Annotated in this window: 20 protein-coding genes and 2 tRNA genes; 11 read left to right on the plus strand and 11 right to left on the minus strand. The window is 48.5% G+C overall.

Annotation, left to right across the window (positions count from 1 at the left end):
• The first annotated feature begins 1 nt into the window (after window position 1).
• The 6 genes from prmA (at window position 2) to purD (ending at window position 6,251) form a co-directional block, all read left to right on the plus strand.
• On the plus strand, window positions 2-883 hold the full coding sequence (gene prmA, locus AB8S08_RS10540) for a 50S ribosomal protein L11 methyltransferase (RefSeq protein WP_369742707.1): 882 nt from the start codon (window positions 2-4) through the stop codon (window positions 881-883).
• A 124-nt stretch (window positions 884-1,007) separates the two neighbouring features.
• Complete coding sequence (gene dusB, locus AB8S08_RS10545) at window positions 1,008-1,973, plus strand: tRNA dihydrouridine synthase DusB (protein ID WP_110077003.1); 966 nt, start codon at window positions 1,008-1,010, stop codon at window positions 1,971-1,973.
• 17 nt (window positions 1,974-1,990) lie between these two features.
• Window positions 1,991-2,284: a DNA-binding transcriptional regulator Fis gene (gene fis / locus AB8S08_RS10550; RefSeq protein ID WP_110077004.1), complete on the plus strand. Its 294-nt coding sequence runs from the start codon at window positions 1,991-1,993 to the stop codon at window positions 2,282-2,284.
• Between the two features lie 160 nt (window positions 2,285-2,444).
• Window positions 2,445-4,013, plus strand: a complete 1,569-nt coding sequence (purH, locus tag AB8S08_RS10555) for a bifunctional phosphoribosylaminoimidazolecarboxamide formyltransferase/IMP cyclohydrolase (protein WP_369742708.1) — start codon at window positions 2,445-2,447, stop codon at window positions 4,011-4,013.
• An 88-nt stretch (window positions 4,014-4,101) separates the two neighbouring features.
• Window positions 4,102-4,950 carry a class I SAM-dependent methyltransferase gene (locus AB8S08_RS10560; protein WP_369742709.1) on the plus strand — a complete coding sequence of 283 codons (849 nt, stop codon included), beginning with the start codon at window positions 4,102-4,104 and terminating at the stop codon, window positions 4,948-4,950.
• An 11-nt stretch (window positions 4,951-4,961) separates the two neighbouring features.
• Window positions 4,962-6,251, plus strand: coding sequence for a phosphoribosylamine--glycine ligase (gene purD, locus AB8S08_RS10565; RefSeq protein ID WP_153827248.1), 1,290 nt, complete (start codon window positions 4,962-4,964; stop codon window positions 6,249-6,251).
• A gap of 46 nt (window positions 6,252-6,297) precedes the next feature.
• Here purD and maoP read toward each other — a convergent pair whose 3' ends face one another.
• The 4 genes from maoP to AB8S08_RS10585 all read right to left on the minus strand — a co-directional run bounded on the left by maoP (window position 6,298) and on the right by AB8S08_RS10585 (window position 12,569).
• Window positions 6,298-6,663 (minus strand): DUF413 domain-containing protein, encoded by a 366-nt coding sequence (gene maoP / locus AB8S08_RS10570; RefSeq protein ID WP_110075450.1) that lies wholly within the window; start codon window positions 6,661-6,663, stop codon window positions 6,298-6,300.
• A gap of 127 nt (window positions 6,664-6,790) precedes the next feature.
• Entirely contained in the window at window positions 6,791-8,965 is a 2,175-nt protein-coding gene (locus AB8S08_RS10575) for a TonB-dependent receptor domain-containing protein (RefSeq protein ID WP_369742710.1), read from the minus strand.
• 2 nt (window positions 8,966-8,967) lie between these two features.
• A complete protein-coding gene (locus AB8S08_RS10580; RefSeq protein ID WP_369742711.1) occupies window positions 8,968-11,064 on the minus strand; it encodes a cytochrome D1 domain-containing protein in 2,097 nt (698 codons plus the stop codon).
• A gap of 221 nt (window positions 11,065-11,285) precedes the next feature.
• Window positions 11,286-12,569, minus strand: a complete 1,284-nt coding sequence (locus AB8S08_RS10585; RefSeq protein WP_369742712.1) for an acetyl-CoA hydrolase/transferase family protein — start codon at window positions 12,567-12,569, stop codon at window positions 11,286-11,288.
• A gap of 46 nt (window positions 12,570-12,615) precedes the next feature.
• Here AB8S08_RS10585 and AB8S08_RS10590 point away from each other — a divergent pair, with 46 nt between their 5' ends.
• Complete coding sequence (locus AB8S08_RS10590; protein WP_153827101.1) at window positions 12,616-12,987, plus strand: DUF423 domain-containing protein; 372 nt, start codon at window positions 12,616-12,618, stop codon at window positions 12,985-12,987.
• The gene (locus tag AB8S08_RS10595) at window positions 12,987-13,466 is read left to right on the plus strand and encodes a hypothetical protein (protein WP_369742713.1); all 480 of its coding nucleotides are present in this window, start codon (window positions 12,987-12,989) and stop codon (window positions 13,464-13,466) included. Before AB8S08_RS10590 ends, AB8S08_RS10595 begins: the two co-directional genes overlap by 1 nt.
• Here the strand turns inward: AB8S08_RS10595 and arsJ are convergent.
• From arsJ to orn, 6 genes are all read right to left on the minus strand, one after another.
• The gene (gene arsJ / locus AB8S08_RS10600; protein WP_369742714.1) at window positions 13,449-14,660 is read right to left on the minus strand and encodes an organoarsenical effux MFS transporter ArsJ; all 1,212 of its coding nucleotides are present in this window, start codon (window positions 14,658-14,660) and stop codon (window positions 13,449-13,451) included. The two genes, AB8S08_RS10595 and arsJ, sit on opposite strands and share 18 nt — an antisense overlap.
• The gene (locus AB8S08_RS10605; RefSeq protein WP_369742715.1) at window positions 14,661-15,656 is read right to left on the minus strand and encodes an ArsJ-associated glyceraldehyde-3-phosphate dehydrogenase; all 996 of its coding nucleotides are present in this window, start codon (window positions 15,654-15,656) and stop codon (window positions 14,661-14,663) included.
• On the minus strand, window positions 15,653-16,405 hold the full coding sequence (locus AB8S08_RS10610; protein ID WP_369742716.1) for a metalloregulator ArsR/SmtB family transcription factor: 753 nt from the start codon (window positions 16,403-16,405) through the stop codon (window positions 15,653-15,655). The genes AB8S08_RS10605 and AB8S08_RS10610 overlap by 4 nt, the downstream gene beginning before the upstream one ends.
• A gap of 161 nt (window positions 16,406-16,566) precedes the next feature.
• Window positions 16,567-16,642 (minus strand) — tRNA-Gly (locus AB8S08_RS10615).
• 12 nt (window positions 16,643-16,654) lie between these two features.
• Window positions 16,655-16,730, minus strand: a tRNA-Gly gene (locus AB8S08_RS10620).
• Window positions 16,731-16,861: 131 nt separating this feature from the next.
• Entirely contained in the window at window positions 16,862-17,410 is a 549-nt protein-coding gene (gene orn, locus AB8S08_RS10625) for an oligoribonuclease (protein WP_110075459.1), read from the minus strand.
• A 94-nt stretch (window positions 17,411-17,504) separates the two neighbouring features.
• Between orn and rsgA the strand changes: the two genes are divergently transcribed.
• From rsgA to AB8S08_RS10640, 3 genes are read left to right on the plus strand one after another with little or no spacing between them, the layout of a single operon-like run.
• Entirely contained in the window at window positions 17,505-18,575 is a 1,071-nt protein-coding gene (gene rsgA, locus AB8S08_RS10630) for a small ribosomal subunit biogenesis GTPase RsgA (protein WP_369742717.1), read from the plus strand.
• On the plus strand, window positions 18,572-19,441 hold the full coding sequence (gene asd / locus AB8S08_RS10635) for an archaetidylserine decarboxylase (protein ID WP_369742718.1): 870 nt from the start codon (window positions 18,572-18,574) through the stop codon (window positions 19,439-19,441). Before rsgA ends, asd begins: the two co-directional genes overlap by 4 nt.
• 41 nt (window positions 19,442-19,482) lie before the next feature.
• Window positions 19,483-20,211, plus strand: coding sequence for a glycerophosphodiester phosphodiesterase (locus tag AB8S08_RS10640; RefSeq protein WP_153827096.1), 729 nt, complete (start codon window positions 19,483-19,485; stop codon window positions 20,209-20,211).
• A gap of 28 nt (window positions 20,212-20,239) precedes the next feature.
• On the opposite strand, the gene AB8S08_RS10645 is transcribed toward AB8S08_RS10640, so the two are convergent.
• On the minus strand, window positions 20,240-23,341 hold the full coding sequence (locus tag AB8S08_RS10645; RefSeq protein WP_369742719.1) for an efflux RND transporter permease subunit: 3,102 nt from the start codon (window positions 23,339-23,341) through the stop codon (window positions 20,240-20,242).
• Window positions 23,342-23,343: the final 2 nt, after the last annotated feature.

The raw sequence follows: 23,343 nt of genomic DNA on the forward strand, positions 1-23,343 counted from the left end.
TATGCCTTGGATTCAACTTACCGTATCTGCTCCTGAAAAGCATGCGCCCCTTGTGGGCGACATGCTGCAGGGCAATGGCGCTATGGCCGTCACCTATCGCGATGCCCAAGACAACCCGATTTTTGAGCCTCCGCTGGGCGAACTCATCTATTGGCAGGAAACTCTAGTGACTGGTTTGTTTCCAGCTGAAACCGACCTTAAGCCAATCCTCGCTAACCTGCGCAAATCGAGTTATTTCAAAGACGAGCTACAATACAAAACCGATGCTCTAGAAGACAAAGATTGGGAGCGTGAGTGGATGGATAACTTTCATCCCATTCGTTTTGGTCAACGGCTGTGGGTTTGCCCTAGCTGGCGTGATATCCCCGAGCCCGATGCGGTCAATATCATGCTCGACCCGGGGATGGCCTTTGGTACAGGAACTCACCCTACTACGGCACTTTGTTTGGAATGGTTGGATAGCGCTGAGGTGGCCGGTAAGACCGTGGTTGATTTTGGCTGTGGCTCAGGTATTTTGGCGATTGCAGCATTGTTGCTGGGTGCCAAGCAAGCTATTGGTACCGATATCGATCAACAAGCTCTGATTGCCAGTACCGCCAATGCTGAGCGCAATGGTGTTGCTGAACGCTTAGCCGTGTATTTACCAAGTCAGCAACCGGAGTTACAAGCCGAGTTGGTCATGGCCAATATTCTGGCCGGCCCCTTACAAGAATTAGCTCCGGTTATTAGTGCTTTTGTTGCTCCAGGCGGTGAACTCATCATGTCTGGCATTCTGGAGCGTCAAGTTCCGGCAGTACAAGCCGCTTATAACAAAGAATTCGACTTTAGCCCGGTTCGTATCAGCGAAGGTTGGGTGATGTTACACGCAAAACGCAAACACTAGTCTTGAGTAACTTTGTCAAGTGGAAAAAATGCAAAAAAGGCTGTTTTTGTACAAATTACAGCCTTTTCTTTCTGCGCTAAATTCCCTAAAATTTCCGACCCTTGAGTTGCACAGTTTTTAACCGATGCGGATCGGACCATATCCAATAGAAAATCCGGTAATTCTCGCACCCATGGCCGGTGTGACAGACCTTCCATTTCGACAGCTCTGCTTAGAATTGGGAGCCGGGTTGGCAGTGTCCGAAATGCTCTCGAGCAATCCGCAAGTGTGGGCCACTAAAAAGTCGCAAGACCGAATGGGCCATGCTGATGAACCGGGAGTGAAAGCTGTGCAAATTGCAGGGTCAGAACCTGAATTGATGGCTGCGGCTGCTGTTCACAATGTTGAGCACGGAGCGCAAATCATTGATATCAATATGGGCTGCCCAGCAAAAAAGGTGAATAAGAAATTAGCTGGCTCGGCCCTGCTGCAGTATCCAAAGCTTGTAGAAGCTATTCTAACTGCTGTGGTAGCTGCTGTGGATGTGCCAGTCACGCTAAAAATTCGCACAGGCTGGACGCCTGAGCATCGTAACGGAGTAACCATTGCCCAAATTGCGGAGCAAGCGGGAATACAATCGTTAGCCGTACACGGACGTACTCGAGCTTGTATGTACAAAGGCCACGCCGAGTACGACACCATCAAAGCAATCAAGGCGGCGGTGTCGATACCCGTAGTTGCTAATGGCGACATTACGACGCCAGAAAAAGCACGCGAGGTTTTAGCGTATACCGGTGCCGACGCCATCATGATTGGTCGCGGCGCCCAAGGTAATCCTTGGTTGTTTCGTGAGATCGCCCATTTTTTAGCAACGGGCGAACACTTAGCACCACCAACGGCGCACGAAGTTAGCCGAGTTGTGCAGCAGCATGTGAAACGCTTGCACGCACACTATGGTGACTTTAGCGGTGTAAGGATTGCCAGAAAACATGTGGGTTGGTACTTGCAACAACAACAACCCAATGCGGATTTTCGCCAGCAGTTTTTGGTGATTGAGGATGCAGCCGAGCAACTCGACGCCTTGGCGAATTTTTTTGTAACAGTAAACTAAAGAGATAGAGCGCACCTATGTTTGATCAAAACGCACATCGTGACCCGGTTTCTCCATTTACCACCATTGGTAACAATGCCCAGCCGAAGCCACTACGTGATTCAGTAAAGCAAGCCATGAACTCATTCTTAAAGCAATTAGAAGGACATGATCCTGAAGAATTGTATGAGTTGGTTTTGGCTGAAGTTGAAGCACCGTTGTTAGAAGAGGTCATGACTTACACGCGTGGTAATCAAACCCGCGCCGCGACAATGCTTGGCATTAACCGTGGTACCTTGCGTAAGAAGCTGAAAAAATACGGCATGAACTAAGTGCCCCCAAAAAAAGAGCGCCTGGTGTGCTCTTTTTTTCTTTCTAATCCTCAGTTTTTAACGCCTAGGTTATTTGCTAACACATACTTAAATTAACTATCTTAGTTTACTGGTATCTACTGAATACTTAATACTCACTATTAAAGAAAGGTAACATTTCATGCAACACCGCCCTATTCAACGCGCTTTACTCAGTGTTTCTGACAAAACTGGCATTGTCGAATTTGCTCAGGCTTTGGTGCAACGTGGCGTCGAGCTGCTCTCAACAGGTGGTACGGCAGCCTTACTGCGCCAGCACCAAATTGCCGTAACAGATGTGTCAGAACATACTGGCCAGCCGGAGATTATGGACGGTCGCGTAAAGACCTTGCATCCTAAAATTCATGGCGGCATTTTAGCTCGTCGTGATCGAGACCAAGCGGTGATGCAAGAGCAAGGTATTGCTGCCATAGATATGGTGGTAGTAAATTTATACCCGTTTGCAGAAACTGTCGCGAAACCAGATTGTAGCCATGCTGATGCGGTAGAGAATATTGATATTGGTGGCCCAACGATGGTGCGTGCAGCCGCCAAAAATCATCAAGACGTGACTATTATTGTGAATGCTGATGATTACGCCGCAGTTATTGCCGAGATGGATGCTAATCAAAACAGCCTAAGCTTCGATTCTCGTTTTAACTTAGCGATTAAAGCTTTTGAACACACAGCTCAATATGATGGCATGATTGCTCAATATTTTGGCGCACGGTTGCCCCAGCAAAGCAGTAAATTCCCACGTACCTTTAATACCCAGTTACAGAAGAAACAAGATTTACGCTATGGCGAAAACAGCCATCAGCAAGCCGCTTTTTATGTTGAACACAAACCAGCAGAAGCATCGGTCGCCACTGCGATTCAGCTGCAAGGTAAAGAATTATCCTTTAATAACATTGCCGACACTGATGCCGCCCTTGAGTGTGTGAAATCTTTTACTGCACCAGCTTGTGTGATTGTGAAACATGCCAACCCATGTGGCGTGGCAATAGGTAACAATCCGTTGGATGCTTATGAACGCGCCTTTAAAACCGACCCAACCTCAGCCTTTGGCGGCATTATTGCTTTTAACCGTGAGCTCGACGGTGAGACTGCAGCTGCAATTGTGGCGCGTCAGTTTGTCGAGGTCATTATTGCCCCAGTGATTAGCCAAGCGGCTAAAGATGCACTCGCTAGCAAAACTAATGTGCGCGTACTCGAGTGTGGCGAATGGGCAGCACAACGAGTACCAAGCTTCGACTACAAACGCGTTAATGGTGGCTTGTTGGTGCAAGACAACGATTTAGGTGAAATCACCTTAGCCGATCTCAAAGTGGTTACCGACAAGCAGCCAACTGCCGAGCAATTGGAAGACTTGTTATTCTGCTGGAAAGTAGCCAAATTTGTGAAATCTAATGCGATTGTGTATGCCAAAGACGGTATGACGATTGGCGTTGGCGCCGGCCAAATGAGCCGTGTCTACAGCGCCAAGATCGCTGGTATCAAAGCTGCTGATGAGAACCTTGAGGTAGCAGGCTCGGTGATGGCATCCGATGCCTTCTTCCCCTTCCGAGACGGAATTGACGCTGCTGCTACCGCTGGTATTACTGCCATTATTCAACCCGGTGGATCGATTCGTGACGAAGAAATTATCGCAGCTGCCAACGAGCATGGGATAGCCATGGTGTTTACTGGAATGCGCCATTTCCGTCACTAATTCGTAGGTTATTGATAGCGAGCTTAGTTGCTAACTGAACGATTAGCGCTAAGCTCATATAACTTAATGATGCAAAAGGAAACTAGCGATGCCCACTAAACGTCAACTATTAACCGGTGTAGCCGTAGCGCTACTGTTTACTCCGTTACTGGGCGCCTGCTCGAATGAAGCGGCTGCCCCTGCTCACAGCACCGCATTAGCCGATGCCATGAATAGCCCGGCGCGCACGCCAAGCAACATGCAACGAGATAAGTACCGAAATCCCCAAGCAACACTCGAGTTTTTTGAAGTGGCGCCGCACCACACAGTGGTCGAGATTTGGCCAGGTGGTGGTTGGTATAGCGAAATCCTAGCCCCTTATCTGCATCAGCATGGGCAACTCTATGCGGCTGGCTTTGCCACTTCTGACGAGCGTGGTTTCGCTATTCGCGCTCGCGCTAACTATGCCGAACGAGTTGCTAACGATGCTCTGTTCGGTAACGTCATCATCACCGAATTTTCTCCCCTAGAGAATAGTGCTATTGCACCACCAGCAAGTGCTGATAGAGTGCTCACCTTCCGTAACCTGCATAATTGGTATATGGCCAGTGGCGAAGCTGGTATTAAAGGTGCCTTTGCGACCTTTTATCAAGCTCTCAAACCCGGTGGCATGTTAGGGATTGTTGATCACCGGTTACCGGAAACTCGTCCAGATAGTGATATGGAATCAAGCGGCTATATCAAAGAAAGCTATACCATCGCACTCGCTGAGGCGGCTGGATTTGAACTGGTTGCGCGCAGTGAGATCAATGCGAATCCAAACGACACCACTGAGCATCCACGCGGCGTATGGACCTTGCCACCAACCTTAGCTGCCGGCGATCAAGATCGCGACAAGTATATTGAGATTGGTGAGAGTGACCGCTTTACGTTAAAATTTGTTAAACCTCATAATTAACGAGTATCTTCATGAAAGTATTGGTAATTGGCGGCGGTGGCCGCGAACATGCATTAGCTTGGAAAGCCGCACAGTGTCAGGGTGTGGAGCAAGTGTTTGTCGCTCCTGGTAATGCCGGCACTGCTATTGAAACTGGTATCGAAAACGTGGCCATTGCTGCTGATGATATCGCTGCCTTACTAGCCTTTGCGCAACAACAACAGGTTGCCCTGACAATTGTAGGCCCAGAAGCGCCGCTGGTTGCGGGAGTCGTTGATAGTTTTACCGCAGCTGGCCTAACTATTTTTGGGCCAACTCAAGCCGCAGCTCAACTTGAGGGCTCAAAAGCTTTCAGCAAAGACTTTTTAGCACGTCACCAAATACCAACCGCTGCTTATGGCACCTTTACGGACGTTGCAGCCGCACAAGCCTATGTGCGTGCGCAAGGCACTCCAATCGTCATCAAAGCTGACGGCTTAGCTGCTGGCAAAGGCGTGATCATTGCGCAAACTCTTGCTGAAGCTGATGCTGCTATTGCTGACATGCTGGCAGGTAACCGCTTTGGTGATGCGGGTAGCCGAGTAGTGATTGAAGAGTTCTTAGTTGGTGAAGAGGCGAGCTTTATTGTCATGGTGGATGGCACTACGGCGCTGCCGTTTGCCTCGAGCCAAGATCATAAAGCACGTGACAACGGCGACCAAGGCCCTAATACGGGCGGTATGGGGGCTTACTCCCCAGCCCCTGTGGTTACCCCTAGTGTGCACGAATGGGTGATGCAGCATGTGATTCAGCCAACCATAGAGGGTATGGCAGCTGAAGGCCATCCTTACACTGGCTTTCTCTATGCTGGTTTGATGATTGCAGCAGACGGCAGCGCCAAAGTACTTGAGTACAATTGCCGCTTTGGTGATCCTGAAACTCAACCCATCATGATGCGCTTACAGTCTGATTTAGTTGAACTGTGCTTAGCTGCCTGCGCCGGCCAATTAGCTGGTCGTGAGATTCAGTTTGATCCGCGTGCGACTGTGGGCGTGGTGATGGCGGCTGGCGGTTATCCAGATGGCTATGCCAAAGGTGATGCGATTTCAGGCATTGCTGAAGCTGAAGCCACTGGCGTGAAGGTCTTTCATGCTGGCACGGCTCTCAATACTGAAGGGCAAGTAGTGACGGCCGGCGGCCGCGTTCTGTGTGTGACTGCTATTGGCGATAGCGTAAGCGCTGCTCAACAGCAAGCTTATGCTGGCGTTAGTAAGATCCGTTGGAACCAGGCATTCTATCGCACTGACATTGGCTATCGTGCCATTGCTCGTGAACAAGCCTAATTAGCTTTAACCCATAAAAAAGCTGGCTTTCGCCAGCTTTTTTTGATTAATCTTCAACCACTAAATCGTCATCATCGCCACCGCTCACCTCAAATGCGTCATCGGTGTATCGGCTACGACCATACATACTGCCAACTTTAGGTCGGTTAATGCGAGCTTGATACTTAGACCAAGCCTTTTCTACCGCAGTATCGGCGGCCTTTTCACCACGCGCAACTGCCAACAAGGATTGCTCTTCAGCCGTTTGCGGTTCAATTTCGCCACTCATTAATGCAGCAATCATACTGCCGTGTTTAGCTAATAAATCGCTTTCACGGATAGAAAAATCACCTGAGCGGGCAAACCCATAAGGGTAGTTTTTGAAGTCGTTAAACGGCTTCTTAATAATCTGTTCACGGTTTAATGTTGCCATGATGTGCCTATCCTCCAGACCAACAACTCCAGAAAAACTGCGACGCCTCTATTCGTCAGTGACGATATAGAGGCGAAATGAGCTGTTGTCAACAGATTTATTCAAATTAATTTTGCGGCAGCGCTAATCAGAATTGATAATTAACCGTTATTCCAGCATGCAATCCCGCTTCTGCTAAGACTTCCAGACTAGGATCTGCTATCGGATACCCACTAACTCGGGAATTTTTCCAATAACGTCTATCGGTTAAATTGAACAAGCCTGCACCTATGCTTAAGTCATCAGCTACAAACCAGCGATTCACCCAATCCACAGTGGCGTAACCAGGCGCTGAGAACAATAAGCTGCCATCGGCATCTTGTAATTCACGTTGCCCACGCACTGCCGTGAGGACCAAGCGCGATTCCCAGTCGGCATTACTATAACTCACTTCTAGGATAGCTTGAGGTGGCGCAACATCAGCTATGGCGAGGCCTGTTTCACGATCTTCACCACGACTGTATGCTAATGCCAGCTGACTACTCCACTGCCGATTCCAGTCTGCTTGCCACTCAAATTCAGCCCCTTCAATCACCACTTTATCGCGGTTAATCGATTGAAATATCAATAACTGCCGAACCGGATCAAAGCCCAAACTGGCACGACTCTCAATAAAATCGCTATAACGATTGTGGAACACGGCCGCAGTTATTGAGTGACCGGTTAAACGCGCGCGTAAACCTGTTTCAAAGGTATAACCACGTTCGGCTTTCAAATCAGGATTGGCAATTGCCAAGACTCGAAACTGTGGATAATACAAGCCCACGTTAACATCACTAAAAGGCGGCGCCCGATAGCCACGTGCGTATTGCCCAAACCATTCAACCTGCTCGCTTACCGGCCACACCACACCAAACTTAGGTAGCCACGCAGATTCGGTTAAATCGGTAACCGTAGATTGTGGATAGCGCAATTCAAACAGGGCATCATGGCGAGCCCGTAAACGGTAGTTCTCGTATCTTACCCCAGGGCTAATAACCGGTCCCTGCTCCCAGAGTTCGATTTCGTCATGCACATACATCCCAAACTCTGTCACTCTGCTACGCGGAAAATCACGCAGCGGGAAGGTCTCACCTAATAAAACATTGGTGCTAACTTGAGTGGTTAAATTGGTTTGTAGAGCGTCACGTTCATCAACTAAGCTTGAACTAATCAATTCAAAGCCGTAGCCAAGTCTATGGGCAAAGCCGACACTGTCGAACTGTTTAGCTAAGTCAGCACCGATGCCAGCGGTACGCTGGGTAAATTCAAAATCGCGCTGAATAAGCAACGGCTCGGGTAACAGCATACGCTCTTCATGGGAGTCTTGTTCGGTATCGCTGTATTGATAATATAACCGCCACTGGCCGGTATCGGCCCATGCTTGCGGTTCCATCTCTAAATCGATCAGAGCACGCCACTGCTGCCGAGCATCATCACCAGCCAAATAAGTAGTCGATGCTTGGCGACCTTCACCTAAACCAGAGCGGATATTCGTATCTCGACTCTCTTGCAAAGCGTCCAAGGTAAATTGCCAGCGGCCCCAGCTCGCATCCGTTGCTAATCGAGCTAATAATCCTTGTTGGCGATGATGTTGCAAGTCACGGTCACTAGCAGCGACCCCCTCGCTTCGTAATTCTTGCCCATACTGTAATGCTGCAGCTAGCAGCAACGAGCCGGACTGATTTGCATAGGCCTGAGCAGCCATCACTTTGGCACGATGACTATCGCTGTTATAGCCTAACTGCAACCGAGTACCGTAGTTGCTGCCGTATAGCACGTCATCGGCCTCAAGTAAGCTAATCGCAACCACCCCGCCCAAAGCTTTAGAGCCATACAAGGTGGATGCCGGTCCGCGTAAGATTTCAACACGGCTTGCCAGCCCGAGTTCCATTAAGCCACGACCGGTATCAGAAAATGCTCCAACCGAAAACTGGTCGGCTACTGGCACTTGGTCTATGACGATTGCGGTGCGGTTACCACCAATACCACGGATACGAAAACCGCTATCACCAAACCTACTACCACCGTCATCTATTTCTACTCCTACTTGATAGCGCACTAAGTCAGTTGCATTAAGCACTAAGTCGCGCTGCATTTGTTCTTCGCTAAGAACCGAAACTGTGCCAGCCACTTCAGAAAGTTGCCGTGGCTGCCGATGGGCAACCACGGTGATCACTTCTATATCAGCGTTACTACTATTCACATCCTGTTGAAGAGCTTGCGCTGGCTGGGCTACTACAGTGAGCCCAGCCATTGCGCAATAAAGCGCTGTTTTTTTCACTATTAATAGACCTCGTTGCGAGTATTGTAGTTGTTAAACTTGCCAGTTGGAGTGACCATTTTCTCCCCCTTAATGACATGCTTCAGCTTACGAGTTTTGTCGTCCACAATCACAATCGCCGACTCTTCTTCCTGACCACTCCATACCGAGAACCAAACTTCATCACCGGCCATGTTGTATTCAGGTTGCACGATCCGTTTTGGACCCGGACCTAAATCAGCCCACTCACCAATCGGTAAGGTGTCAAAACCAGCGTCTAGGTTGTCAATATTGAAGACAGCTACCGACTGAGCAATTTTTGCATCAGGGTTAAATGGAGTATCTACCCAAAGGTTTTTTGATTTCGGGTGGGTTTTGATGAACAACGAACCACCACCTTGACCTTCTAACACGCGGACAACTTTAAAGGCGTTGTCTTTATGCTGCTCAGGGTCAGTACCAATCAGCGTGATATCTGCATTACCTAATGCACTAGTTGCCCAAACCGGACCGTATTTAGGGTCAACAAAATTAGCGCCACGACCTGGGTGCGGAATCCGTTTTACCGGAATTAGAGCTTCTAATTCACGCTCTAACGCATCCACTACTGCAATGGTGTCGTTCTCGTTGGCAGCAGTCATAAAGTAACGACCAGACCGATCCCAACCGCCGTCATGTAAGAACGGCGCCGCATCAATAGTAGTCACGCTTAAGTTATCGATATCTGAATAGTCCACCAGTTTAATTTGACCAGTTTCTTTCACGTTAACGATAAACTCAGGGTGTTTATGCGAACCAACAATTGCAGCTACTCGAGGCTCTGGGTGATACTCTTGAGTATCCACAGTCATACCGCGAGTCGATACAATTTTCTTCGGCTCTAACGACTGACCATCCATAAGTACATAGTGTGGCGGCCAATAAGCACCAGCTATCGCGATCTTATCCTCGTAACCTTTATAACGAGAGTTCTCTACTGAGCGAGCTTCAAGACCAATCTTAATTTCTGCGACTACTTGTGGCGGGAACATGTATAAATCGATCAGATCAATCTTACCGTCACGACCTATGGTGGTGAAATAACGACCTGAGCTAGAAGCACGAGAGATGTGCACCGCATACCCAGTTTTCACGTAGTTGAGTACTTTTTTGCTAGCACCATCAATAATGGCTACTTCGCCGGCATCACGCAGCGTAACCGCAAACATGTTATCTACGTCATAATCATGCTGAGGCTTGGCTGGGCGATCTTCTGGCTTCACGTGCACCACCCAACTATCTTTCATCTCTTTCATACCCCACTCAGGAGGAGTAGGTGGCTCGTGCTGTAAGAAGCGCGCCATCATGTCAATTTGCTGCTCAGTTAATTCACCTGAGGTACCCCAGTTTGGCATACCACCTGGTGACCCAAAGTTAATCAGGGCTTTAAGGTAATCCGTGCCTTTCTTCTGGGTGATATCAGTAGTTAAAGGTAGACCAGTTGCGCCTTTACGTAACACCCCATGACAACCAGCGCAGCGTTGGAAGTAAATTTCTTGGGCTTGCGCAAACTCTTCTTCACTAATATCTGGGGCGCCAGCAGTTCTCATCATCTTGCCACCAGAAATCGGTGATGGAGCACCTTTGTAGCCCACTTCAGCAGCGGTAGAACCTGCGTGAGGTTGACCTTCGGCACGATCTTTAAGGCCTAACTCTACCCGCACATTTTCTACTTCTTGCTCAGTAACCTTGGCACCTTTGTTACCCCAGCTATTGAGCACATAGTTAGCAATATCAGCAATTTCTTCGTCACTGATATGCTGCATGGGGGGCATCACTGCATTGTACTTCTGGCCATTGACTTCAAGCGGGCCTGTCATACCTTTTAATACGGTGCGCACAACGTGTAATTTATCACCAGTTACATGTGGATTACCGGCTAACGGAGGAAAAGCACCAGCTAGACCTTTACCCGTTGCTTGGTGACAAGCCTGGCAATTGGTTTCATAGGCTTTTTTACCATCATCATCAGCGAGCACTGGACTGCTAGATGCAAAAAACATCAAGCCTAAGGTCGCAGCCATTAAAGATACTTTCGGGAACAACTTTGGTTTTACAGAGTGGTTAGTTAAAGCTTTCATCGAAGGTCCTCCTTTGGACAGATGAATCATGAGACTACCGTGTCTAATATTAAGCATAGACGATGGTTAATATTTGATCCATGTCACTGAAGAGAGTGAGGTTATTGTGCTAATGGGAGTACCTACAATAGAGTAGTAGGCACTCCGCTTATAGCTTCGATGGCGGCCGACTTAACGGAGAATAATCAACTCAGCAGCTAACGTTATCATTGCGCAAAATATTAAATCGATACCTTTAAACCCCAATCATCCCATGCAGCCTTAGCTAATTGTTCACGGAATTCAGGGGCCGCGATGTTAATCAATTGACTAGCACGCTCAGATAAACTCTTAGCACGTAAGTTAGCCACACCAAATTCAGTCACGACATAGTGTACGTGAGCGCGCGTCGTAACAACTCCAGCGCCCGGACTCAACAACGAACTGATCCTTGATACTTTGCCACCGCAGGCGGTCGCGGGGAGAGCAATCACTGAACGACCACCTTCCGACAGGCTAGCACCTCGCACAAAGTCCATTTGCCCGCCCACACCTGAGTAAATACTAGTTCCCATAGAGTCAGCGCATACTTGGCCGCTGAGGTCGATTTGTAAGGCACTATTAATCGCCATTACTTGCTTATTCTGGCGAATCACCGAGGTATCGTTGGTATATTCAACGTCTAAAAAGGCAACTTGTGGATTATCATGCACAAAATCGTACAGCTTCTGACTCCCCATGGCGAACGTGGTAACGATACGACCTCGATGTTTGCGCTTACGGGAGTTATTGATCACGCCGCTAGCCACCAAGGGTAATACCCCATCAGAGAACATCTCGGTATGAATGCCTAAGTCTTTGTGATTGCCCAAGCAAGCTAAGGTCGCATCGGGAATAGCACCGATCCCCATCTGCAGGCAATCGCCATCATTAATCAGCCCAGCTACACGCTCGCCGATTTTTTGCGTCACCGCATTCTGAGCCGGTTGTTGATGGATTGGCATCGGCGCTGCCGATTCAAAATAACGATCAATCTGATTAATCGAAATAAAAGAATCACCGTGGGTACGTGGCATGTGCGGGTTCACCCAAGCAATGACTTTACGCGCCACCTGCAACGCGGCGCGGGTAGCTTCAACTGAAATCCCCAAACTACAATAGCCATGCGCATCAGGTGGCGATACCTGAATTAACACGGCATCAAGGGGCTGCTCACCCGAGCGAAATAACTTAGGAATTTCAGATAAAAATATCGGCACATAGTCGGCTAAGCCTTGCTGCACGGCAGCGCGAGTAGATTTACCGACAAAGAAAGCACGTTGACGCAGATGGCCAACTAAAGCAGGATCCGAAAGAATCTCACTATGCTCCGTATGCAATTGCAGTAACGTTAAGTTTTGTCGATGTGGCGCGACCTCTGCTAAGCCTTGCAGCAATTTGTAAGGGGTTGCTGCCATAGATTGACACCAAATAACATCGTTATCCTCTAGAATAGCAAGTGCTTCTGCGGCATTCTGTACCAACATGGTGGCTCCTTTGGGGCAGTATCAAAATAAGATAAGGTTCATAGCTATGAAGTTATTCGTTATGCTCGGTGCAATCAATATGGCTATTGGGGTAATTCTTGGAGCATTTGGGGCACATAGCCTAAAAACATGGTTAACTGCAGACATGCTAGCGGTGTTTAATACTGGCGTCCAATATCAAATCTACCACGCATTGGGATTACTCATGGTGGCTGTGTTGATGATTCCGTATCCGAATTCAGGTGGTTTACGCACCGGCGGTTGGCTGTTATTAGCAGGGATTATTTTATTTTCGGGTAGCTTATATTTGCTGGCACTGACAGGTCATAAATTTTTTGGACCGATAACTCCCGTGGGTGGCTTATGTTTTATCGTTGGCTGGATCTGGCTATTTTGGGCCATGCTGAAGGAAATTTAATGGTCTCAGCAGCAACTGCTAAACAGCCCAGTAACAACTTTATTAGCGCCTGCGCTGGGCTGCTACTGGTTTGTTTTAGTCCGCAGGTACTGACTAACGAGCTGGCTAGTTCACCGCCCTCTAGCTCAGCATCAACAGGCCCTATCCCAGTATGTTTCTATGGGCAACAGGTGCGAGGTCATAACTGCGAAGGTGATCCTCAATTACTCTCGGCTTTTGATTTTCGTCAATTGCCTGGCGATGAACTGCAGGGGTATTTACCCACTCCCGCTCAACTCAAAGCTTGGCTGCAACACCCAACCCACGCCGATAATGTTAAACAACTCAAGCATGTAAGTGGTACCGATACCTACTTACTTACCAGCGAGTTTGTACGACATGGCTCCGAGTTTTTAGTCACCGCAGTCGCACTCGACACCCGCCAAGTTGAGCTACGACCATGGCGACAACCGCTGTTGGTACTATTGTTGCGCCCCTGATAGGACAGGTAATTTGGCGACTACTAGCGTCGAGCCAAACAGCAACACCGTGGAAATAATGAGACAGGCGATAAACCCCCATTGTTGATAAACCCAACCTGACAGTAGCGTGCCTAATAACCGCCCCATGGCATTGGCCATGTAATAGAAACCTACATCCAAAGAAACACCATCACTACGAGCAAAGGCTACGATAAGGTAGCTGTGTATGGATGAGTTCACCGCAAACAAAATACCAAAGAGACCTAACCCCAGCATCATACTGGTCGCTAACGGCAGTTGCAGCCACAAAGCCAAAGCCAATAGCAGCGGACTGACCGTTAATGCAGCGCCCCAACCTATTGCTTGTCGTGTTGGCGTAGCTGCTGACTTTGCAGTTAACTGAGGTGCGCTGGCTTGCACGATACCATATCCTATAACCCAGACTGCGAGAAAACTCCCTACCTGCCAATGCTGCCATTGCAAATGACTAGCTAGATAGACTGGCAACGCCACAACAAACCAAACATCACGAGCACCAAACAGCAACATTCTTGCCAAAGCCAAAATATTGATGGGTCTACTCTTGGAGAGTAAATCACGGAATTTAGGTTTAAAGGTGGCTTTGCCGGTATCGCTACGCAACAACCACAAACTGGCTAACCATACCGCACTTAGCATGCTCAACATCACCAATACGGCACCTTGAAAGCCAAGTAAAGTGAGCAACAGCCCACCGGCAAAAAAGCCGACTCCTTTTAAGGCGTTTTTAGAACCCGTCAATATCGCCACCCACTTATACAACTGGCCTTGTTGGGTGTTTGGCACCAGCAATTTGATGGTACTTTTAGCACTCATTTTATTAAGATCTTTGGCAATCCCCGACAACGCTTGCGCCAACATGACCCAGAGCACTGTGAGCCAGTGGCTTGGCACTAACAGCATAGCTAATGCCATCAACTGAATAGCTAAACCAATATTCATGGTGCGATTCAAGCCCCAACGGGCCCCTAACCAACCACCAACTAAATTGGTAATCACCCCAAACAGCTCATAAAAAACAAACAGCATAGCTACCGCTAAAGCACTGTAGCCCAACTGATGAAAGTGCAGCACCACCAGCATGCGCAAGGCACCGTCGGTGAGAGTAAAGGCCCAATAATTACCCGTGACTAGTAAGTATTGACGCACGGCTGGTGATAACTGCTGCAGCATTTACGCCACCTTCTCAATTAATTCAACGGTACGGTTGGCATAGCCCCATTCGTTGTCATACCATGCGTAAATTTTTACTTGGGTACCATTAATAACCTGGGTTGATAGGGCATCAATAATGCTCGAACGCGGATCGGTTTTGTAATCAATGGACACTAAAGGCCGTTCTTCGTAGCCTAAAACCCCCTGCAATTGATGCTCAGCAGCCTCTTTTAGCCAACCATTCACCTCTGCTACTGTGGTTGCTCTATTCACTTCAAACACACAGTCGGTTAGCGAGGCATTCGCCAATGGCACTCGCACCGCATGGCCATCAAGCTTACCTTTCAGCTCGGGGAAAATTTCCACTATCGCGGTGGCCGAACCGGTCGAAGTTGGAATCAAGCTCATGCCACAAGCACGTGCACGACGTAAATCCTTATGTGGTGCATCTAGAATACTCTGGGTGTTGGTCAAATCATGAATCGTGGTGATCGAGCCGTGCTTGATACCTATGTTATCTTGCAGAACCTTCACCACTGGCGCTAAACAATTGGTGGTGCAGGATGCAGCGGTAATAATCCGGTGTTTCGCAGCATCATAAAGATGGTCATTAACTCCCATCACTAGATTTAACGCACCTGCTTCTTTGACTGGCGCAGACACCACCACCCGCTTCACGCCTTGCTGCAGGTATTCGTTGAGCACAGCTACCGTCTTCATTTTGCCGGACGCTTCAAGCACGATATCGCAACCTGACCAATCGTTTTCTGCGATAGTTTTGTATTGTGAAAACTTGATGATGTTGCCGCCAATCTGTAAGTTTCCATCCACCGCACTTGCTTCATGCTCCCAGCGGCCGTGTACGGAATCAAAATTGAGCAAATGCGCAAAGGTCTCTGCTGCAGCGCCAGGGTCGTTGACTTGAACAATTTCTAAGGCTGGATTTTGCCAGGCTATTCGTAAGGCCAAGCGACCAATTCGTCCTAATCCGTTAATACCTACTTTTACTGTCATACTTCCTCCTTTGGCGTAGCGTTAGTAACGCACGCACAGTGTTGGGCTACTGCTAGCTGTGGATTGTAATCTGCAGTAGCAGCGATTACTTTTTTCATCCAGTCCGGCAGCGCCGGATTCAAGCGATAATAAACCCAGCGCTGATCTTTACGGTCTAACAACAAACCGTAATCTCGTAATTGCGCTAAATGGCGAGAGACCTTAGGTTGCGACATTCCGGTTAGTTCTACCAAGTCGCACACACAGCGTTCGGTGCCACTGGCGAGTATGCAAATTATGGTCAGTCTTAACGGCTCTGCCAGTACCTTAAAAAGTTCTTCGGGGCGATTAAATAAATGCGCTTGTCCTGCTCGCTTGCGTTGAATCAGCAAGAACATCCGAATCCGCTCACTGAGTTCTTGCGCGGTGCGTTGAAAAGCTTGGCTATCGTTACTGCTGGTAGGATCAGGAAAATCCCAAGCAATGAACTGACTACCTGAATAGTCGCTTTGACACTCATGTCGTGCCCTATCACATAAACTAATCACATAATCAAAACGGCTATCTGCAAATTCATCCAAATGTTTTGCACGTAAACCGCTGGTATCGATATTCATGGCGGACAGGGTTGAGATCACGGCTGGATTGATCTGAGCAGGCGCCGTGCCAGCGCTGGCAATCACATCTTCAGGATCAGCAAATTGCCGCATAATGGCTTCCGCGAGCAGTGACCGCGCAGAATTGGCGGTACATAGGAATAAGACCTTCATTGCTACCTCATATATAACTTCATGAGGCTCATCATATATGGCAATCCATATGTAATGCAAGACATATATGGATTGCCATATATATGCGTTTATAAATTAAAAAGGCTAAATAACAGGCACAAAAAAACCCGAAAGCCTGGGGCTTTCGGGTTTTCGGAATTTGGAGCGAGAAACGAGATTCGAACTCGCGACCCCAACCTTGGCAAGGTTGTGCTCTACCAGCTGAGCTATTCTCGCAGATGTCGACGTTGGAGCGAGAAACGAGATTCGAACTCGCGACCCCAACCTTGGCAAGGTTGTGCTCTACCAGCTGAGCTATTCTCGCAATCGTCAACGAGGGCGTATTCTACGGATTCGCCTTTTTTCGTCAACCCCTTTTTTGCATGTTTATGACGCTTTGTGCGGATTTCCGTCGATTGTTGTACTAATTACCAACAACCCAGTCGCAATTCAGAGCTATTCAGGTAATTTGAAAAAATGCTCACGATAATATTTGAGCTCTTCTATCGATTCACGAATATCTGCTAGAGCGGTATGGGCGCCCTGTTTCGTTAAGCCCGCCGCCACGTCTGGCGCCCAGTATTTCGCCAGTTGCTTTACCGTACTAACATCTAAATTGCGATAATGAAAAAACTGCTCAAGTTTAGGCATATGACGCGCTAAAAAACGGCGATCTTGACCGATACTATTACCACACATGGGCGATGTTCCAGGGGTAACCCACTGTTGTAGAAACTCAATGGTCGCCTGCTCGGCAGCAGCATCATCTAAGGTGCTTTCTTGCACTCGCTGCACTAAACCAGAACCCGTGTGCGTGCGCACATTCCAATCATCCATCTTGGCCAAATGAGCTGGCGGTTGATACACCGCTAAGACGGGCCCTTCAGCCAGTACGTTCAACTGGTAATCGGTGATGATGGTGGCGATTTCAATGATATGGTCATGGTCAGGCTCAAGCCCTGTCATCTCGAGGTCAATCCAAATCAACCGTGCGGCTGCGCTCATAGTAGTTCCTTAACGGCTATGCTGATGAAGTTTAAAGCACTATTGTGCGTAATAATGTATGATTATGGCTAGTGTTTAGCGGAATTAATTTTACATGGCGAAACAACGCAAGCTCAATAAAGGTCAACTACGACGGATGCAGGCCAATCAACAAAAGCGTCTGCAACAAGCTGAAGCCCCAGCCACGCCTGAATTAGAGACAGATGCCTCTAGTTTAGGAGCTCCTGAAGCAGGAACTGTGGTTAGCCGCTTTGGCCAGCAGGCCATTATCTGCACCCCCACCGAGCCCGATCTACGTTGCCATATTCGCCGCTCGGTAGACTCCTTAGTGTGTGGTGATGTGGTGGTATGGCGGCGTTTGCAACAGAGCACCAACGATGTAGTCGGTGTGATCGAGGCGGTACAGCCACGCAGCTCATTACTAAGCCGCCCTGATTACTATGATGGCTTGAAGCCTGTAGCCGCAAATGTCGATCAGATTTTGATTGTGTCTAGCGTATTGCCGGCTTTTTCAACGCAAATCATTGATCGCTACTTAGTCGCTTGCGAGGACATTGAAGTCACCCCAGTGATCATTCTCAATAAAGCTGACTTATTAACTGACATTGAAGCCGATGCAGCTGCTGAGATTCAATCTGCACTGGCCATGTATCAGGCGATTGGCTATCAAGTACTACAAGTGAGCGCCAAACAAGCCGCTAGCCTGATAAGTTTGCAACAGGTGTTAGATGACCATGTATCTATTGTGGTCGGTCAGTCTGGGGTTGGTAAGTCCTCACTTGTTAACGCGTTACTGCCCGAAATAGACGCAGAAGTAGGCGCCGTTTCAGATAACTCTGGCTTAGGTCAACATACCACAACCGTTGCTACGCGTTACCCGCTGCCCAATGGCGGTGTGTTAATCGATTCGCCTGGTATTCGGGAGTTTGCCCTTTGGCACTTAGAGCCCGAACGCGTGGCTTGGTGCTTTAAAGATTTTCGACCCTATTTAGGGCGTTGTAAATTTCGTGACTGCAAACACTTAGATGATCCTGAGTGTGCGTTACAACAGGCCGTAGAAACAGGTGATTTATATGCGCTGCGCATGTACAATTTTCACCGTATCATTGAGTCGATGACGCTGAAAAAGCCATCGCGCGTAACACCTCGAGGAAAAAAATCGTGAACTGGGATTCGGTAAAAATTCAAGCTCAACATTGGACCCCCAAGCATGCGTTATCTCGCTTAGTGGGTCGTTTTGCGGCAGCCAAAGCCGGTTGGTTTACCCAGCTGTTTATTCGTTGGTTTATCCGCCAATACAAGATCAATATGAGCGAGGCGCTGCACGAAGACCCGCGCGCCTACAAAACCTTTAATGAGTTTTTCACGCGCCAGCTCAAACCTGAATTGCGCCCCTTAAAAGCAGCTGCCAAACATGAGTTTGCTCATCCAGTTGACGGTGCTATTAGCCAGTTAGGCGACATCGAAGATGGCCGGATTTTTCAAGCTAAAGGGCACGATTACAGCTTAACTGAACTGCTTGGTGGTGACCCACGAGACTCCCATCCATTTAAAAGTGGTGATTTTGCGACCATTTATTTAGCGCCGAAAGATTATCACCGTATTCACATGCCTTGTGATGGCGTGTTGCGTAAAATGATTTATGTGCCGGGTGATTTGTACTCAGTAAATCCTTTCACCGCAGCCAATGTACCCAATCTTTTTGCACGCAACGAACGCGTGGTTTGTATTTTTGATAGCGAACATGGCCCCTTTGCGATGGTCTTGGTTGGCGCCACCATTGTCGCCAGCATTGGCACCGTATGGTCAGGTACCGTAACCCCTCCACGAGGACCGAGCGTCCACAGCTGGAACTATCCGAGCTCAGGTGAGCAAGCCATCGTGCTGAAAAAAGGTGAAGAGATGGGTCACTTCAAACTTGGCTCTACGGTTATCCTGACCTTTCCAGACGACATGATTGATTTTGCTGATGAGCTAGAGCCTGGTTCTGTCACCCGCATGGGTGAGCTCTTAGGCACCTTGGACGACTAGCCATTTACCCATAACCTATCGCCAAGTAAGGATGAGTTAGCATGCTTATTTTTGCGCATCGAGGAGCCAGCTTTGCGGCCCCAGAAAACACCCTGGCCGCTTTTGCGGCAGCCATCGATGCGCAGGCTGATGGCATTGAGCTAGATGTCTATCCCTTGGCTGATGAATGGATTGTGTTCCATGACCGTTACTTAGCACGCTTAGCAGCCCAGCCGGGGCGCTTAAGTGATCTAAGCCTAGCCCAGGTACGCCAACTGCAAGTATTTGGGCAACAACCGGTGCCCACCCTGGCTGAAGCACTAGCCTTCATTAATGGTCGTTGTGCCGTCAATATTGAGCTCAAAGGCGCGGATATCCAGCGTGGCTTGAGCAAGCATTTATTGCATGCCATCAAGCAACATCACTTCAAGTTCTCACAACTCATTATTTCAAGCTTTAATCACCATTGGTTGCAGCAGTTTAAACGCGACCACCCGCAATTCAGAATTGGTGCACTCACGTCCTCATGTGGGCTTCATTACGCAGCTTTTGCGAGTGAACTCAATGCTTGGTCAGTGCATATTGATGTCGATTTTGTTACCCCTGCCTTTATTGCTGACGCCCATCGGCGGCAACTCAAAGTCTTGGTCTATACGGTAGACGAGCCAGAGGACATGCGGGAACTACAAGCGATGGGAGTGGATGGGATTTTCACGAACAACCCGCAATTGGCGGCTAATGTATTGCGCGGCTTACCGGTAACCGCAAGAGAAGCGACGCAACTGGATTAATGGGCATCCAGTTGCGTCATCAATAGCATTAGTGGGCTCGGGTATCCGGATGTTGTTGCTCTAGCTCAGCTAACTCATTCGCAAGCTGCTCTGGCGAGGTCGTGTTACGAGCAAGCAATGAGTACAGCCCAGGAATAACAAAGATAGTTAAGAAGGCTGATAAGGCTACCCCACTAAAAATAACGCCCCCGATCACCATCCGACTTTCAGCGCCAGGGCCCGATCCCAGTATCAATGGAACCGAACTCATCAAGGTGGTGAAGGCCGTCATCACGATTGGTCGTAAGCGCTGCTGTGAGGCGCGAATTAACGCATCATCAAAACGCATACCGGCATCTCGCAACTGGTTGGCGAACTCCACAATCAAGATGCCGTTCTTAGCCGCTAAACCAATCAGCATGACAATGCCGATTTGGCTGTAAATATTGATGGTCATATCTGCTGCGTACATGCCGATAACGGCACCTAACACTGCCACTGGCACCATCAACATGATCACCAACGGATGCACAAAGCTTTCAAATTGTGCTGCTAACACCAAGTACGCAATCAGCAAGGCTAGTACAAACACGAAAATAACCGAGCTACCGCTTTCTTTGTACAACAGTGACTCGCCTTTATAGTCAATCGAGACATCATCAGGCAGTTCAGCTTTTACGATGTTTTCTAGATAGCCTAGGGCTTCACCCAGCGAGTAACCTTCGGCCAAGTTGGCTTCAATGGTAATACTACGCATCCGGTTATAACGATTGAGCGAGCCAGACGTAGCCTGTTCATCTACCGTCACCAAGTTCGATAACGGGATCAGCTGATTAGTAGAAGTTGAACGCACGTAGATATTATCGATGGCCGTAGGGCTACGATAGTCAGACCGCTCACCTTCTAAAATCACATCGTATTCTTCACCACGATCCAAATAAGTGGTTGCACGCCGTTGCCCCAGCATGGTTTCTAAGGTACGACCGATATCTCCCACCGATACACCAAGGTCGGAAGCCCGCTCTTGGTCAATCCGAATCAGTAATTGCGGCAAGGTCGCTTTGTAATCGGTATCTAAATCTAGCAAGTTAGGATTCTGGCTAGCTTTTTCTATCACCACCTGGGCATAAGCAGCCAATTGCTCGTAAGTATTACCTTGCAAGACAAACTGCACCGGACGCCCGTTACCCCCACTAATACCGCTGCGCATGAAGGCAAAGGCTCGCACCCCAGTCACGTCATTAAGCTGTTTAGATACTTCATCCATCAACTCAAAGCTTGACCATTCGCGCTCTTCAAAAGGTACCGCACCAACAATCGCAATACCTGCTGAATCGCCCCAACCCGGTGACCGAATAATTAACCGATCAATTTTGCCTTGGTCTAAATAAGGTAATAAAATACTTTCAATTTCACGCATATGGGCGGAGTTTGACTCAAATGAAGCACCTTCGGCACTGCGCACCATCACGTAGAAAGTGCCTCGGTCTTCTGGTGGTACAAATTCTTGCTCGATGAACTTCATCATGCCAAAGGCTAGCACACCGGACAGTACCACTAACGCTGCAGACATCCACGGATAAGCCAACACTCGCTTAAGTAGTTTGACATACCCGTTTTCTAGCTTCTCAAAACCGCGGTCCATGAGCTGCCCGAACTTACTCGAGCGCTCTTTTTTGCGCAGAATTTTAGAGCTGAGCATGGGCGACAAGGTTAATGCCGCAATACTTGAGAATGCCACAGCCGCAGCAATAGCCAAGGCAAACTCAGTAAACAGTTGCCCTATGTTGCCATCTAAAAAGGCTAATGGAACAAACACTGAGATCAGCACTAAGGTGGTTGCAATAACTGCGAAACCCACTTCACGAGCACCGCGATAGGCCGCTAATAAAGGTGGCTCGCCAGATTCAATCCGACGATAAATATTTTCTAATACCACAATTGAGTCATCGACGACTAAACCGATAGCCAGTACCAATGCTAGCAACGTCAGTAAGTTGATCGAAAAGCCCATCGCAAAGAGCGCAATATAAGAGGCAATAATAGCTACCGGAACGGTTAAGGCCGGAATTAAGGTGGCGCGGATATTACCCAAGAACAAGTAAATCACTACCACGACCAACGCCATCGCAATACCCAAGGTATTATAAACCTCGTCGATCGAGCCTTTGATGAAGATAGATGAGTCGTAGCTAGGTACGATAAACATAGTTTCTGGCAGGGTTTGCTCAATAATAGCAATCTCCCGCTTCACATTTTCAACCACATCTAAGGTGTTGGCTTTGGACTGTTTCACAATCCCGATACCCACCATGTTGATGCCGTTACCGCGGAAGTCAGTTTTATCGTTCTCGGCCCCCATTTCGATCCGCGCAACTTCAGCTAAACGAACCAATTGCCCATTGTCGCCACGCTTGATGGTGAGCCGTTCAAAATGCTCTGGGGTAAGGTAAGTTCGAGCCACCCGCACCGTGAACTCGCGGTCAATCGACTCCACTTCACCAGCTGGCAATTCCACGTTTTCAGACCGTAAGCGGCTTTCTATATCGGTGACAGTGATGTTACGTGCCGCCATGGCGTCGCGGTCTAGCCAGATGCGCATGGCGTAACGCCGTTCACCACCAAGTTGCACCCGCGCTACGCCGTCTACAACGGAGAGACGATCGGCGATGTAGCGATCGGCATAGTCAGTAAGCTCTAGTACCGACATGCTCTCACTACGCAGGTTGTACCAAACGATGGTACTTTCATCTGAGTTAGCTTTGGAAACTTCAGGCGGGTCAACTTGCTCTGGCAAGTTATCTAATACGCGCGATACACGGTCTCGCACATCATTTGCGGCGGCATCAATATCACGAGTTAATTCAAACTCGATGCTGATCCGCGAGCGGCCATTTCGGCTGCTAGAGTTGATGCTTTTGATCCCTTCGATACCGCTAATCCGGTCTTCAATGACCTGAGTGATTTGAGTTTCTACGATATCAGCAGAGGCCCCAGTGTAATTGGTGTCTATCGATACTACCGGCGGGTCAATATCTGGGTACTCACGCAATGGCAGCATGGTAAAAGCGACAATACCAAACACGATCAGCAGAATATTAACTACCGCTGCAAAAACCGGTCGTTTAACCGAGAGGTCTGACAAAATCATGG

Source organism: Pseudidiomarina sp. PP-1MA (assembly GCF_041200125.1).
GTDB classification, from domain to species: domain Bacteria; phylum Pseudomonadota; class Gammaproteobacteria; order Enterobacterales; family Alteromonadaceae; genus Pseudidiomarina; species Pseudidiomarina fusca.